The sequence below is a fragment of the Cryobacterium sp. TMN-39-2 genome (genome assembly GCF_004402745.1).
GTDB classification, from domain to species: Bacteria; Actinomycetota; Actinomycetes; order Actinomycetales; family Microbacteriaceae; genus Cryobacterium; species Cryobacterium zongtaii.
This window is the reverse complement of the sequence record NZ_SOFX01000022.1, coordinates 53,363-66,909: the sequence shown is the minus strand read 5'-3', so window position 1 is coordinate 66,909 and position 13,547 is coordinate 53,363. Positions and strand designations below refer to the sequence as shown.

General features: G+C 68.1%; 11 protein-coding genes. All 11 read right to left on the bottom strand.

Annotated features, from left to right (window positions below; genetic code table 11):
* Position 1: 1 nt before the first annotated feature.
* The 11 genes from E3O57_RS07245 to E3O57_RS07195 all read right to left on the bottom strand — a co-directional run bounded on the left by E3O57_RS07245 (position 2) and on the right by E3O57_RS07195 (position 13,503).
* Positions 2 to 730, bottom strand: coding sequence for an SAF domain-containing protein (locus tag E3O57_RS07245; RefSeq protein ID WP_103479790.1), 729 nt, complete (start codon positions 728 to 730; stop codon positions 2 to 4).
* Positions 727 to 1,275 carry a hypothetical protein gene (locus tag E3O57_RS07240; protein WP_103479789.1) on the bottom strand — a complete coding sequence of 183 codons (549 nt, stop codon included), beginning with the start codon at positions 1,273 to 1,275 and terminating at the stop codon, positions 727 to 729. Before E3O57_RS07240 ends, E3O57_RS07245 begins: the two co-directional genes overlap by 4 nt.
* A complete protein-coding gene (locus E3O57_RS07235) occupies positions 1,272 to 1,712 on the bottom strand; it encodes a hypothetical protein (RefSeq protein WP_103460398.1) in 441 nt (146 codons plus the stop codon). Before E3O57_RS07235 ends, E3O57_RS07240 begins: the two co-directional genes overlap by 4 nt.
* A 98-nt stretch (positions 1,713 to 1,810) precedes the next feature.
* Positions 1,811 to 3,724, bottom strand: a complete 1,914-nt coding sequence (locus E3O57_RS07230) for a hypothetical protein (protein ID WP_103479788.1) — start codon at positions 3,722 to 3,724, stop codon at positions 1,811 to 1,813.
* Positions 3,721 to 4,020 carry a hypothetical protein gene (locus tag E3O57_RS07225; RefSeq protein WP_103479787.1) on the bottom strand — a complete coding sequence of 100 codons (300 nt, stop codon included), beginning with the start codon at positions 4,018 to 4,020 and terminating at the stop codon, positions 3,721 to 3,723. The genes E3O57_RS07230 and E3O57_RS07225 overlap by 4 nt, the downstream gene beginning before the upstream one ends.
* Before the next feature lie 52 nt (positions 4,021 to 4,072).
* Complete coding sequence (locus E3O57_RS07220) at positions 4,073 to 4,369, bottom strand: WXG100 family type VII secretion target (RefSeq protein WP_103429634.1); 297 nt, start codon at positions 4,367 to 4,369, stop codon at positions 4,073 to 4,075.
* A gap of 444 nt (positions 4,370 to 4,813) precedes the next feature.
* Positions 4,814 to 5,368 (bottom strand): hypothetical protein, encoded by a 555-nt coding sequence (locus tag E3O57_RS07215; RefSeq protein WP_133159822.1) that lies wholly within the window; start codon positions 5,366 to 5,368, stop codon positions 4,814 to 4,816.
* A gap of 7 nt (positions 5,369 to 5,375) precedes the next feature.
* Positions 5,376 to 7,487 (bottom strand): hypothetical protein, encoded by a 2,112-nt coding sequence (locus tag E3O57_RS07210; protein ID WP_103479785.1) that lies wholly within the window; start codon positions 7,485 to 7,487, stop codon positions 5,376 to 5,378.
* Entirely contained in the window at positions 7,477 to 8,436 is a 960-nt protein-coding gene (locus E3O57_RS07205) for a hypothetical protein (RefSeq protein WP_103479784.1), read from the bottom strand. The genes E3O57_RS07210 and E3O57_RS07205 overlap by 11 nt, the downstream gene beginning before the upstream one ends.
* Positions 8,433 to 8,996 (bottom strand): hypothetical protein, encoded by a 564-nt coding sequence (locus E3O57_RS07200; RefSeq protein ID WP_103479783.1) that lies wholly within the window; start codon positions 8,994 to 8,996, stop codon positions 8,433 to 8,435. Before E3O57_RS07200 ends, E3O57_RS07205 begins: the two co-directional genes overlap by 4 nt.
* 1 nt (position 8,997) lies before the next feature.
* The gene (locus E3O57_RS07195; protein WP_165787983.1) at positions 8,998 to 13,503 is read right to left on the bottom strand and encodes an FtsK/SpoIIIE domain-containing protein; all 4,506 of its coding nucleotides are present in this window, start codon (positions 13,501 to 13,503) and stop codon (positions 8,998 to 9,000) included.
* Positions 13,504 to 13,547: the final 44 nt, after the last annotated feature.

Here is a 13,547-nt window from a genome sequence, read left to right as displayed (position 1 = left end):
GCTACTCGCCCTTGGGGGCGTCGAGGATCAGGGCGACACGGCCGGTGGCGCTGCGCGCCGCGATGTCGGCCGCCTCCTGTGCCGGCACGACGAGGTCGACGACCCAGGTGCCGGTGCCTTCATCGAACCGGCTGGTGAAGACCGTGGCGACAAAGGACTTGGGCGAGGTCGCGGGCGGGTCACCCTGCGCGATCGGGGTGTCCACAACGCGCACCCGATCCCCCGCGGCAAGCGGGTAGTTCGGCAGCTGCGCCACGGTGAGGGCCACACCCACGATGGATTGGCCCGCAGCGATGCTGATTCCCTCCCCCACGTTCGCTGTGGTGACCAGGGTGCCGGCCGGCAGGTCGACCGTGGCGGTCTGGCCGATCACGTCGGTGGCCTGCGCGGCGGTGAAGGCGGGGGTGTCCTGGCCGCCGGCGATCTGCAGCGTGGTGAGATCGGCACTGGTGATGGTGGCGCCGCGGGCGACATCAGTCTGCGTCGACAGAACCGTGACGGTATTGCCGACAGTGGATGCGTAGTACCAGCTGCCGAGTCCGCCGACGATGGCGAGGGCGACGCCGGCAGCGATCACGGCCGGCCTACGACGGGACTTCGTCGGCGGGCGCACGGCTCCCCTGAGCGTTCCCGTGGCATTCGCCGCAGTCGGCTTCAACGGACGGGACAGGCGTGGTGTGCGGCGCCTGGTGCCCGTGCTGGTCCTTTCGGGGCTGATCTGTTCGGTCATGACTGCGCTGCTCTCTCACTAGCTTCGAAGCACGGGCTTTCCGCACTGATGTTGAGCGAAGTCAGTCCGCCGACCTCTCCGCCACCGACGATGTTGACGCCGTAGCCGACCTCGTTGTCGTCCTGGTCAGGCGCAAGGAGCTGCACACGACGACCGTCACCGTCCGGTCTGTCCCCGGCCAATGTCCAACCGTCGGCGACCTGAGCCGTCACCAGCTCGTCGAGCACATCAAGACCACCGAGCGGACTCACACCCTCAACGAACCAGACATAACGCCGGGTCTCCCACATCCGCACACGCTGCTCAGGGTCCACATCGATCCCTCTGCACCCCGAGGATTCACTCGTCACATTGTCGATGCGTTCGATCGACGCAGGGTCAATCCGCGCGATCAGATCCTCCACGTGCGCTGCAGTGGTCTGCTGTGCGTCGTTCAACGTCAGGTCGGTTCTCGCACCCGACGGCTGGCTGCATCCGGCTACCGCGGCAAGCGCGAGTAGCGCCAGCGCAGCTGCCAGGCCCTTGGGCATCAGGCCATCGGTCACGGCCGCTCACCCTCGGCAACCTCGAAGCATGGGCTCACAGCGCTGATACTGAGTGAGGTCAGACCGCCGTTCTCACCGCCGCCAGCGAGCTCGACTCCATAGCCGGCATCATTGCCCGCGTCAGAGGCGAAGAGCTGCACCCGGCGGCCGTCGCCCTCTGTTGTTTCTCTGCCCGCCGTCCAACCGTCTGCGACCTGGGACGCCACCAGCTCGTCCAGCACATCGAGCCCACCGAGCGGGCTCACGCTCCCAACGAACCAGACATATCGTTGGTTCGTCCACTGCTGCACACGCTGCTCAGGGTCCACATCGTTTCCTCTGCAACCCGACGACTCACTCGTTACTTTGTCGATGCGTTCGATCAACGCAGGGTCAATCCGCTCGATCAGCGCATCCACGTGTGCGGCGGTGGTCTTCGATGCGTCATTCACGTTCATATCTGTTCTCGCTCCAGTTCCCTGAGTACAGCCCGCCATCGTCAGTGAGGCGAGGAGTAGCACTGTTGCCAACACCCGTCGGCCGTGCCGATCGTGCATCATTGCTCGCCCCCTTCGACGTCAACCAACGTCGGTTCATAGCCGGGTTCCATGATCGGATTGGTGGCATAACTCTGGTTCGTACCGGGGATCACGACCACCTCAGGTTCCGCGTAGAGCTCGACTTGTCCGCCCACAAGCACGTTGTACAGCTGTCGTCTCACCGTGCCTTTTCGGTCCCAGACATTCAGATGCCCCTCGAGCTGCCCGGACGACACCTGCCCGTTTTCTCGGTAGCCGGTTTCGAGGCGGATGAACCCGTCGGTGGTCAAGGGACTGCCGCCGTGGCCCAAGTCGCCGGCTTCCGCGCCCTGGAAGAGGACCAGCGGGTCGTTCGGGGCCATCAGGGAATAGTGCGGAACGTCGGCGGTGACGGGATACTCTGCCAGGTCCCGCACACCGAAACCCATCCCGGCGCTGGACAGTTGAACCGATCGGTCCAGTGCGAGACCCGCACGTTCGGCCGAACCCATAATCGATCCGCCGGCGCTGTAACCCATCCCGGTCACTTCGGCCGATGTCGCCAACTCTAAGCCCTGGCCAAAGTGCGCCAGCTTCTGACCAAGCCCATCGGCCATTGCCCCGGACAGCGCCTCGAGATCCTGCGGGAACGGCCCGCCCTTCCAGGTGATCATGCCAACGCTGCCCTTGTCTGTGGGTTGATTCAGGAACCACTCGCTTCGGTTGACCTCGCCGTCAAAGTTGCCGAGGGTCGTGTTGGTTCCGGGCACATAAAGACCGACGTAGTCCACCCCGGCGGGTACGTTGCCGGTGACCGGATCGAGCAGGCCGGAGTATTCCGCGATCGCATCGTGGGCATGGTCGAAGACAAGGATGTTGTGGCCAGTGACGGCCACCGGTAGCCCCGTCGCGGGGTCCGAAAACTCAATCTCCTCGTCGCGGAGGCGCCGGTAATAGCTGATCTGCTCCCGCAGGGCATCGATCTTCTCCTGCGCTTCCCGTCGGGCGAGCCCGCTCCCCCCACCCCGGGTGCCGCTGCCGTCCTTGTTGGCCTCAACGGTCTTCTCCAGATCGACGATCTCTGTCTCCAGAGTCGCGATGCCCGTGCTGATGTTGTGCTTGTTCGCCAGCACCCGGCTGCCGTACGGCACCCCCTCGAGGTTGCCGATCACAATGGGCAACGCCACGATCAGCGCAGCCTGTGAGGCCGCGTCGAGGCCGGACCACCAAACCTCCACCCCGGCGGTATCCGGCGGGCTGTTCCGGAATTTTTCCGCCAGACCTGGATTGTTCTGCACCAGAATGGTGATCTCCGTGGCGCTGAGACCGCCGAGCTTCTGCAGAAGCCCTGTCGTGCTCAGGTAGCTCAGCTGCTGGGTCCCGAGCCCGGCCAGGTTTCCTCGCGAACCCACCGAGGTCAGCGTCGCGACACAGGCGTCATCCGCGGCCCGGCGCTGGAGTGCGAGTTCGTCCCAACGCACCTCCACCTGGGTGAGCGTCGAGCGGGTTTCCCTCAGGGCCTCCGCCACCCGCGCACGCTCAAGGGCGTTGGGGTCCGGTTCCGAGCGAGGGCTCGTCGTCTCGGCGATGTCACCGAAAGACGTGAAAAGCAGTCGGGCCAGGTCGCGTTGGGCGTCTTCTTGCTGACGTTGGACCGCGCGGGCCTGGTCTTGGATTTGCTCGACCATGGCCGCGTACTGATTGAGGGCGCCGGCATCCGTCTCCAGCCCGGTGATGATTACCTGCACGTCGGGGATCAGGCCTTCCGCGCTGGCGGCGAAGGCCGTCGCCGCTTGCGCGGTCCACGTTGCCGAGGCGGCGTCGGTGACGGCGGTCTGCAGGTTTGTGAGCGTTGTTGTGCGTAGGTTGTCGGCACCGGTCTGGCGAATGCTGGCTTGGCTTCGGATGCCCCATGGGTCACCGGCACCCGGGTTGGTTCTGGTCCAGCTCACAGTTGCCTCCGACCGTTCTCCAGTTGAGTGACGAGCTTGGTGTCCGCGGCGAGGATCTCTTTGACGTAGTCGGTTGCCCGGCGGCCCAGGTCCGCGATTGTCTCGCCGGCCAGTTCGGCACGGGATGCGCGCTGGGTCGTCGACTCGTCGAGTGTGCTTGCCACGGGCCCAGAGCCCAGCGCGGCGCTACTCGCGCCACGGGTGAGGTCGCTGCCGAGTTGCAATGGCGCACTGGCGCGATCCATCGATGAGGCGATGCCCCTCACAAAGGCGGCATCGACGTTCAGGTCAACCACGCGTCACCGCAGCCCAGCGTCGCATCGACGCCGCGCTGCAGAACGCGCGCTGTTAGCGGGAGAGACGGGCAGCTAGCTGCGCGTCGACCTCGCCGAGGGTTTGCGCCGTGGTGCGCAGGAACAGCGACAGGTCGTCGAGTCCGCCGATGGTGTTCTGAGCTCCGGTGGTGAAGCGGTTGTAGGCATCCGAAAACGCGCCGGACGACTTGTCCGTCGAGAAGCCGGAGCTGATCAGTGCGGCGATCTGCGACTGGAGCTTACCCAGTGTCGCGTTGATCTCGTCGCGGCCGGCCACAAGGCGATCGGCATTGGAATTGATTTCCTGGTACGAAACATTGATATTCGCCATCGCGAACTCCCCTAAAGATAAACATGCAATGATGCGGCTCGATGCCGCACCCCCCGTGCAAGCCGCCAGCTTAGGCTCATATCTCATAAAAATACGCCGTTATCGGCAAAAAAGTTCAAATCACACCGACTGTTACCCAAATGGGGGCCGTCGCGGCGGCGTTATCGGGCGCTCACGTGCGGATCACGGGGCAGGGGCCGATGTCGGGGCAGTTATGAGCCCATCCGGCAAACCGCTCACCATGCTGCTGGTATTCACAGGCCCCTCGCTGACGCCCGGGATTGCCCACAGAGCAGCGTCTGCTGATTCCTTCGACTGCCCCTCCGAACCGCCCAACCCGCATCCCGCATCCCGCATCCCGACAGGATCACGACCAGCCCCGCCGCACCAACGGACAGGCGCACTCGCGAGGACAGTCCACGACATGCGGCGCTCATACGCGGGTCACGGCGTAGGCTCCGGCGTCGGGCCGACAATGAGCCCATCCGGCAGCACCGGCACCTCGCCAGGCCAGTCCCCAAAGCGGTCCTTGACTTCGTCAGCGCCCACCACCGCCCCTTCTGGGAAATTCGGGTCGACCCCGGTGTCCACCCACGGTCCCTCCTCGACAGCATCGACAATGGAAATCTGCGGGTCGCTGACAACAATGATCTCCACGCTCGAGGTCGCTTCCTTAGTCTTAGTCGACCACGCGACGCCAATCAAGTAATCGACCAGGGCCTCCGGGTCGGGCACCGAGAACCCAGGCTCCACCTGGACCTCGATCGTTGTGTGGGTCTCCTCCTGGAGGCCACTCACCATGCTGCTGGTATTCACAGACCCCCCGCTGACTCCCGGGATCGCCGACAGGGCCGCATCTGCGGATTCCTTCGACTGCCCCTCCGAACCGCCAAGTGAGCACCCCGTCAGGGCGATTACCAGCCCAATGCCCAATACCGACGTTGCCGCCCGGCGGGTCGGCCGTCGTGAGCGTTTGGGAAACGTCGCTTCCGGTTTCATCGGGAGCCTACTTTCGAGATGCGTGATAGTCGTTCACGGTCACGTCACCGGCGAAATAGCCAGTGATGTTCGGATCATTATTGATTTCGGGGTTCTCGGAGGCCATGACTGCGTATCGGTTCGCATTGTGGACGTTCAACGCGTGCATGGGGGTCGAGTCGGATTCTCCGGTGAGATGCGACCCGGATCCGCCCACTGTCGTCCATCTCTCCGGGTTCTGCCCTCCTGTCGCTACGACGACAAGGTCCTCGTCGGCCGCCAACGCGGTGACGTCCACGCCATCCGGAATGGCCATTTCCGAGATCGGAGACCCGGCCGTGACCACCTGTTGGATGTTGTAGCCGCGAGGGTCGGCCGCCATCGCCGCAGCGGTGATACCGCCCAGGCTGAAGCCGGTGGTCATCACGGGGGGCGCGCCAAGCCCGGTCGGGATTCCCTCTTTCTCCATGGCGTCGAAAACGGCGTCCATCAGGGCGGTCTGATCGCCGTGCACCGCAAGCAGGTCCGCGGTCAGATCGTTGGGGACTGCGCCGGCGAGCGGGTTCCACACCTGGGTGCTGGGAATCTGCACCGTGTATGCGTGCTCGATGACCGGGTTGTTTTGCGCATCAAGCACCGCGTTGCCTTCCGCATCAAGCTTCTCGGCCTGGCTGTGGAAGATGCGGATCTCGGCGAAATCCCCCTTGCCTGTGGCATCGATCTGGCTGGCGCTGACGAGCAGGGACGCGACGTCGGTTGGTTTGACTTGACCGGTCTCGCCATCCGTCGTTATCTCAACGTCATCGCCTGTCAGCCGTCGGCTCTCCCTTGCAGCGAATATCGCACGTTCGTCAATGGCTTCGTCACTGAGCCCGGAGTCACCCAAAGTCGCCTCACCATCGTTGAACATGCCGAGGGTCTGACCGTCGTAAATGATCATGCCGACAATGTCATCGAAGTACGGGCCGGTCGCACCGATTAGCGCTCCGACGTTCGCCGCGCTGTTGGCCGAAACGTCGCTCAGGGAGAAATTCTCGAAGAAAGAAACCCCGACACCCACGGCAAGCGGGATTCCACGAGTGCGCAGAACCCCAATGGGGTCCTCCTGGAATTCGTCCGCCGCGGCCATCAGGGCGCCGGCCCACGTTTCGGCGGTCTCCTGAAGGAAGCCCATTTTGAACGATGCGGACAGCGCACCCGCCAGGCCCGCCGCAACTCCAGCACCTGTCACCATCGTCACGGCGAGGTCGGCCTGGGCGGCGGCAACTCCCCCGGCACCGGAGGCGGCGGCGCCGGCGACATTTTCCGCACCGGTAACGGCCACGCCGGCAACACTTCCTGCACCTGAGGCGGCCGCACTGGCAAAGCCCCTGACGCCGGTGCCGGCGGCGCCGGCCACATCCCAGGCGCCGGATGCGGTCGCGCCGGCCACGTCACCGGCGCCGTGGATACTCGTTCCAGCCACGGTGACCGCACCGCCGACGACGGACCCGCCGACGGACACTCCGCCGCCGAGCGCCGCTGCCGAGACCTGCAGCGCGCTGTCGGCGAGCTGGTAGGTCGTGACCACGGAGGCTGTGACCAGGGCAAGACTCTCGGTGACCACGAGCTGCGTGGTCAGGCGCGTGGCAGCCCGCAGGGCAGCCGCCTCGGCGTTGGCACCGGTCAGTGGGGAGAGCACGAGAGATTCCAGCAGGTCGGGGTCCACGGCCAGGGCCGCCACTGTGCCGATCATGGGTGCCACCAGCAGGTTCAACGACTGGATGGACGTCGTCATTGCCTCGACATCGGCGAAGGTGACCGCGACTGCGGCCCCGCCCGATGCCACGGCCCGGCTGGTTGAGGCTGCGGCGCGGGCCACTGAGCCGAGGACACCGGCGGTGGCGGCGGTCTGCGCATCCTGTGCGTTGTGCGCGGCGACAGCCTGGGTATCTTGCACGTCGTGCACGGCGGTGGACTGCGCATCCTGCAGGTCACCCACGGCGGTGTCCTGCGCGTCCTGCACGTCGCGCGCGGCGGTCGCCTGCGCATTCTGCAGATTGTGTGTGGCCGCGGCGCCGGCAGCGGCGGTCTCTTCGATTCCGTCGAGGTACGCGTCGACGATGGTCGGGGCCGGCTGGGCTGTGTCGTCAGCGGGCATCGGTTGCTCCGGTCTGCTCGGCGGACGACACGAGGGTTTCGGCAACCAGCCCGAGGAGATCCTGGTGGATACCGGCCGGAGCGGTGCGCCGGATCGTCACCCGTCCCTGGTCGGTGATGGCCTGCGCGGCGTCAGCACCCGCGACGGGCCGGGGCAGGGTCACAGACATCTTCAGCCAGCCCCTCGGCCCCCTGAACCAGTCCCGGGCGAACAAGGCCCGACCTGACGTGTCTCCGACCGCACCGAAGGCTTTGATCCGGTACCCCGTGCCCATCGCCCCGCTGAGATCCTGTAGCACCTCACGAGCGTCTGCGGCGTGGAGTTCGGTGGTGAGGTTCGCCACGACCCGGTGGTCGCCGCCGCGGATCGCGGCGATCAGCGCACGCGACTCCACGATCCCCAGCGACACGGCCCGGCCCGACCCATCGCTGACCGGCGGGCCGGCCACGGGTGAATCGGTCGGCAGCAGCTGGGCCAACGACGGGTACAACCCCGTCACAGGCGCCAGTGTGACCTCCACCTGCGGATCCTCCTCGGCGTTCGCGGTGGAGCGCACGGTCAAGCCCGCGCACACGGTCTCGGACACGGTCGTGGAGTGCATGGTGGTCGAGCGCCCGGCCCCGTCGGCGGCGCTCCAGGCCACGACCTGGAAGACCAGTCGACCCGACATCTGCAGGGTCAGGGCCAGCAGCAGCGTCGACGGGATCTGTGTCGACCAGTCGGGATCGTCCAGGCCGACTTCGTTGCTGACGAGCTGCCGCGCCTTCAGTCCTGCCAGCACGCCAGCAGACTGGTTTGTCTCATCGTGTGCGCCTGTCGACTCGGCAGCGGGGATAAACGCCGGCAGGATCAGGCCAGGCAGGTGGTCCCGGAGCAGACGCGCCTCCGGCAGGGTCAACGAGAACAGGGTCTCCGCGCCGCGGGCGTTGGCGCCGGTTACGCCGCTCATTTCCAGCCCTGCGTGGAGAACGTGCCGTCCAGGTCAAGCCAATCGCGGGAGCCCGCCGGTGGTAACGCCGGCACGGCGCGCACCACACTCCGGGCCAGCTCGACCGTCGACTCTGGCACCAGTTCGTCCGCCATGGTGAACATCGTCACACGTACCTCGTCCGCGGCGCCGCTCAGGGCGCTGCCGATGGTGTTCATGGCGCTGCTGACCGAAGCCACCGCGATGTCTGTGGTCGTTTCGATGACGTTGCCGACCACGTTTACGGACCTGTCCCAGGCCACCTGCACGGCCGCCTGAGCTGCCACTATGGCCGCCTTCGCTTCATCGACGGCGCGGGCGTGGGCCTCCAGTTGCAAGGCTGCGTCGTCGAGCAACTGGGCTTCGCTACCCAGACCCAGGGCCACAGTGCGAATACGCGCGCGCAGTGTGTCCCCCGCGCTCGACGCCCAGGCCATTCCTTCAACCTGGGTCAGCATCGCACTGGCCCGGCTGCGTAGCTGGTTGGCGTTCTCGCGCGTGGTCGACGCCTGCGTGCGCAGCCGGCTTGTGTCTCCGTACATGTCAGCTCCGGATCTCTCTGAAGAGCGGGCGCGGGAAGGCCACCTGCACCTGGATGGCCCGGCCGGCGTCGACGAGCAGGCCGCGGCCCGGTGGGAAGTCGCTGCGGGTGACCCGTGGGAAGGGGGTGCGGAACAGGCTGAGGCCATCCGTCTCTTCGGGTTGCAGCACGATGCCGGCCCTGGCGGTCTTCAGCTCGCTGTAGATCTGCCAGGCGCTGGCGGCGGTGACGGTATCGGTTTCGGCTATCACCGGCACACCGGCGCGGCGGGCCGCCTTGATCAGCCGGGCAACGGCGCCCTCGGCGGGCAGACCCTCGAAGTCGCCCACGTTCTCGACCACAATCAGGAGGTCGGTGCTGCCGGTCGTGGCCGGTTGCTCCAGCACGGTCGCCAGGCGCACGGCCAACGCTTCGGCTTCGTCCGCGTCGGTAGAGAGCTCCGCCCAGTCGGTGACGTCGGCGAGGGCGCTGCGCCGGCCCACGAGCAGGTACGGTCGCAGCTCGGGCCGGGTCGCGCGCACCGACTGCAGGATGGTGGTCATGGTCGTCGTGCGGCCGGAGCCGAACGGGCCGGTGACCACGAAGAGTCCGTCCAGGGGCACGCCGACCGGTTCGAGGTTTTCGTCGCTGACCCCGAGGGTGGGCCGGCCGGCGACCTGCGCCGGCAGGTCGGCGAGCGGGATGTGCGCGGCCAGGCGCTCGACCCCGGTCGCGGCGTCGACGCCGGCGGCGCGCAGCCGAGCGGCGAGCTCCTCCACCCGGGTGGACTGTGCGGTGAGGTCGGCCGTGCCGCCCGGCACCGCCAGCTGAACCTCGTGGCCGTCGACCAGGCCGCGGCCGGGCACGGCGTCGGTGAGCACGTCGGGGCGCACCCCGGCGGCCGAGTATTCGCTCTCGCCGGCCAGGCGCAGCACGAGTCGCTGCCCCACGTTGGCCAGCAGCTGGGTGGGCAGCGCCCCCGAGCGGTCGGCGGTGAGCACGAAGTGCACACCCACCTGCCGGCCCGTGGCCGCGAGCTTGAGGAACCTGTCGAACAGCTCTCCGGCGCCGCGGAATTCGTAGTCGGCGCGGAACGCCGCCATCCCGTCCATGAGAACGAGCACGCGCGGTTCCGCGACGGCGGTGATGCGCCGGTAGTCGCCGAGCGAGCCGGCCCTGGCCAGCGCGAACCGGGCGGCCCGGTCGTCCACCAATTGGGCGAGGTCCTTGAACAGGCGGGTGGCCCGTTCGGTGTCGTCGCCGGCGATCACCGCGCCCACGGTGGGCAGCGACTCGAGCATGCTCAGGCCGCCGCCGGCGAAATCGAGTCCGTAGACGGCGACCGGATGCGTCTCGGCCGCCGCCGAGGCGGCCACCGCGATTGTGCGCAGCGCGGCGGTCTTGCCCGCCCCGCCGGTGCCGAGGATGACCAGGTTGCCGATGGTGTCGAGGTCCAGGACGAACGGGGACTGCCGTTGTTCCTCGGGTTCGTCGAGCATCCCCACCGGCAGCAGCCCCTCGCCGGCGACGGGCAGCCCGGCCAGGTCGAACAGGGCCGGCAGCTGGTCGAGCCAGGGTTTGCGCGGCAGGGCCAGGTCGCGGCTGTCCGCGGCGCCGGCGATGGTGCGGGCCAGGCGTTCGATGTCGCGGGCTCCGCCGGCACTGCGGGTGCGGGCGACGTTGCTCGCCCAGGTAGCCCCGGGGCCGAAGGACAGGTCGGCCACCTCCACATCCGGTGCCGGCACCGAAGCCGACGCGGGCGGGGTCAGGCCGCCGAGGTAGGCGGTTTGGAAGTCGAGCACCCGGCCGGGGCCGAGCTTGGCCGCGGCGCGGCCGGGGGTTCCCGGGTCGAAGCCCGCGGCATCCGCAACGCCGAGCACGTCGTGGCTGTCCGCCTCGTCGGCCACCCGCAGCGCCACCCGCAGGTTGGTGTTGGCCCGCAGGCTGTCTTTGATCACGCCGGCGGGCCGCTGGGTGGCCATCACCAGGTGCAGGCCGAGCGACCGGCCGCGCTGGGCCACGTCGATGACGCCGTCGACGAACTCCGGCACCTCGGAGGCGAGGGCGGCGAACTCGTCGATCATCAGGATCAGCGCCGGCGGGGCGTCCGGGTCGGAGCGCTTCTCGAGCGTCTCGAGGTCTTTGGCGCCCTTGCTGTTCAGCAGGTGCTCACGGAACCTCAGCTCGGCGCGGAGCGACGTGAGCGCACGGCGCACGAGGTGCGGGTTGAGGTCGGTGACCAGGCCCACGGTGTGCGGCAGGTCGACGCACTCGGCGAAGGCGGCGCCGCCCTTGTAATCCACCAGCAGGAAGGTCACCCGGTCCGGTGCGTATTCCGCGGCGATGCCCATGATCCAGGTCTGCAGGAATTCACTCTTGCCCGACCCCGTCGTACCACCGACGAGGGCGTGCGGCCCGTGCGTGCGCAGGTCGAGGTAGAACGGTTCGCTGGCGCCCTGCCCGACGAGGGCACGGATACCGCCGGCCTCGCGGGGGGTGCCGGGCACCCAGCTCGAGCTGAGGCTGTCGTTCTTCACCCAGCGCTGCAGGACCGCCGCGGTGTCGTCGGCCACGTCACCGTCGTAGAGGTCGAGGAAGTTGACGCTGTGCGGCAGGTCGGTTTCGTCGAGCACCCGGGCACCGATGTCTTCGACCGGAGCCAGCGCCCTGGCGGCGGTCGCGGCACCGGCCGGTTCCACGGTTTCCAGGGCCGCCAGGGCCACCGTGCGCCCGACACGCACGAACCCGACGCTCGTGCCGTCGGGCTGCACGTCGAGGTAGGTGCGGCAGACCACGGGCAGCGCCGCCACGGAGGGTGCCAGCCAGACCAGGAACACGCCGTGGTCGGCGCCCTCTTCGCTGAGCGCGACCAGGCGGGAGCGGTCGGCGGGCGCTTCGTTGGTCACCAGCACGATGATCGCCGGCCGGGCCGGGAGCCGGTCCACCGCGGCGGCCAGGTCGTCGGTGGCCGTGCGCGATTCGGTCAGCCTCGACCGCACCTGCTCGGCGCCGGATCCAGCCGTGCGGCGGGCCGCGATCAGGCCCTCCAGGGCGGCCAGCAGGGCGGTCGCGGCGGGGAAGTCCGCGGCGAGGCCGTTGACGCGCAGCGGGCTGTGCGGGGAGTTCACGTGCGGCAGCCACTTCAGCCAGGCCCAGTCCGCGGTGGCGTCGCCGCCGGCGAAGGCCGTGACGACGAGGTCGGCCGGGGAATGCAGGCCGACCAACTGGGTGATCACGGCGCGGGCCGCATCCGCCGCCTGGGTCGACGAGCCGGCGATGCCGAGCGCTCCGCAGCGGGCGAGGTTCTCCACGACGGGCACGCCGTCCACCTGGGCGCACTCGTCGATGATGGCGTTCACCCGGTGCCACTCGTCCACGGTGCCGGTGTGTTTGGACGGCAGCGCGACGGTGCTGCGGCTGCGCTGGGCGCCCAGGCCCAGGCGCACCTCGAGGAAACTGGCGTGTTCGGGCTTGCGGGTCCACAGCAACGCGGAGTGCTCCTGCATCGCGGTGGCGATGGCGGTGGCGGACGGCGATTCGGCCAGCCGGGCGTCGATCTGGTGCTCGCGCTCCTCCGCCAGGCTGGCTTCGAGGTCGACGACCGCGGCGTCGAAGCGTGCGTTCTCGGCGCGACCCTTGCGGCGACCCTGGATGCGGTTGTCGATCCAGGTGCCGAGCAGGATGATCGGGGCCATGGCGATGAACAGCAGCGTGTACACCTGCCGGGTGGCCAGGAACAGCACCGCGCCCATGACCACCGGGGCGATCAGGGCGAGGGTCGGGAAGCGCTGCTTCTCCGGCGGGTTGGGCAGCTCGGGTGCGGTGAAGGTGCGGCCGAGATAGACCGGCTCAACGCGAGGCGAGCGGGAGAAGTCCGCGGCGGCCGGTTCCGCCGACGCCCCGGCCGGCACCGGCAGCGGGATGACCATGAGCACGGATGCGCCCAGCTGCAGCCGCGACGAGGCCGAGAGCAACGAGCGGTGGCAAAGGGCGCCGTCGACGGTGACCCCGTTGGCCGAGTTCAGGTCGGTGACGCTGATGGTGTCGCCCACCGTGATGGAGGCGTGCCGGCGCGACACATTCGGGTCGTTCAACGGCACCTGGGAGTCGGGGGCGCCACCGACGTAGTTCACGCCGGTGGCGATGGTGAACTCGTTGCCGGCATCCGGGCCTTCGAGCACCCGCACGATCGCGGCGGCGGTGCCGAAGAGGTCATCGCCGTCCCGGCGTTCCAGGCTGGAGACCACTTCGACGGTGCAGCCGGAGCGCAGGTTCGACTCGTGGATGGTGGCGGACGGGTTGAGTAGCCGGGCCTGGGTCCGGCCGGGGTATTCCGCTCGCAGGGTGAGGTCCGGGGCCAGCCCAGGGGGCTGGGCGCCGGCCGTGTCTGCCGAGAGCCCCGGTGTTCCGCGAACCGTTCGGCTGGAGAGGTGTCTGGCGATGTCGCTCACCGTGGCGGTGACATCCGCCGTCACGACGACATCACCCACCACCCCGGACACATCTTTTACGGCAAGTCGAAGCTTCATTGTTGTTCCCCCAGGGGCGACCATACGGCATGGGGCCCCCGGAT

What these genes read in the sequence shown, in the direction of transcription:
- E3O57_RS07195 (WP_165787983.1), bottom strand. Translation starts at nt 13,503, where the DNA reads ATGAAGCTTCGACTTGCCGTAAAAGATGTGTCCGGGGTGGTGGGTGAT.
- E3O57_RS07205 (WP_103479784.1), bottom strand. Translation starts at nt 8,436, where the DNA reads ATGAGCGGCGTAACCGGCGCCAACGCCCGCGGCGCGGAGACCCTGTTC.
- E3O57_RS07200 (WP_103479783.1), bottom strand. Translation starts at nt 8,996, where the DNA reads ATGTACGGAGACACAAGCCGGCTGCGCACGCAGGCGTCGACCACGCGC.
- E3O57_RS07245 (WP_103479790.1), bottom strand. Translation starts at nt 730, where the DNA reads ATGACCGAACAGATCAGCCCCGAAAGGACCAGCACGGGCACCAGGCGC.
- E3O57_RS07235 (WP_103460398.1), bottom strand. Translation starts at nt 1,712, where the DNA reads ATGAACGTGAATGACGCATCGAAGACCACCGCCGCACACGTGGATGCG.
- E3O57_RS07220 (WP_103429634.1), bottom strand. Translation starts at nt 4,369, where the DNA reads ATGGCGAATATCAATGTTTCGTACCAGGAAATCAATTCCAATGCCGAT.
- E3O57_RS07215 (WP_133159822.1), bottom strand. Translation starts at nt 5,368, where the DNA reads ATGAAACCGGAAGCGACGTTTCCCAAACGCTCACGACGGCCGACCCGC.
- E3O57_RS07210 (WP_103479785.1), bottom strand. Translation starts at nt 7,487, where the DNA reads ATGCCCGCTGACGACACAGCCCAGCCGGCCCCGACCATCGTCGACGCG.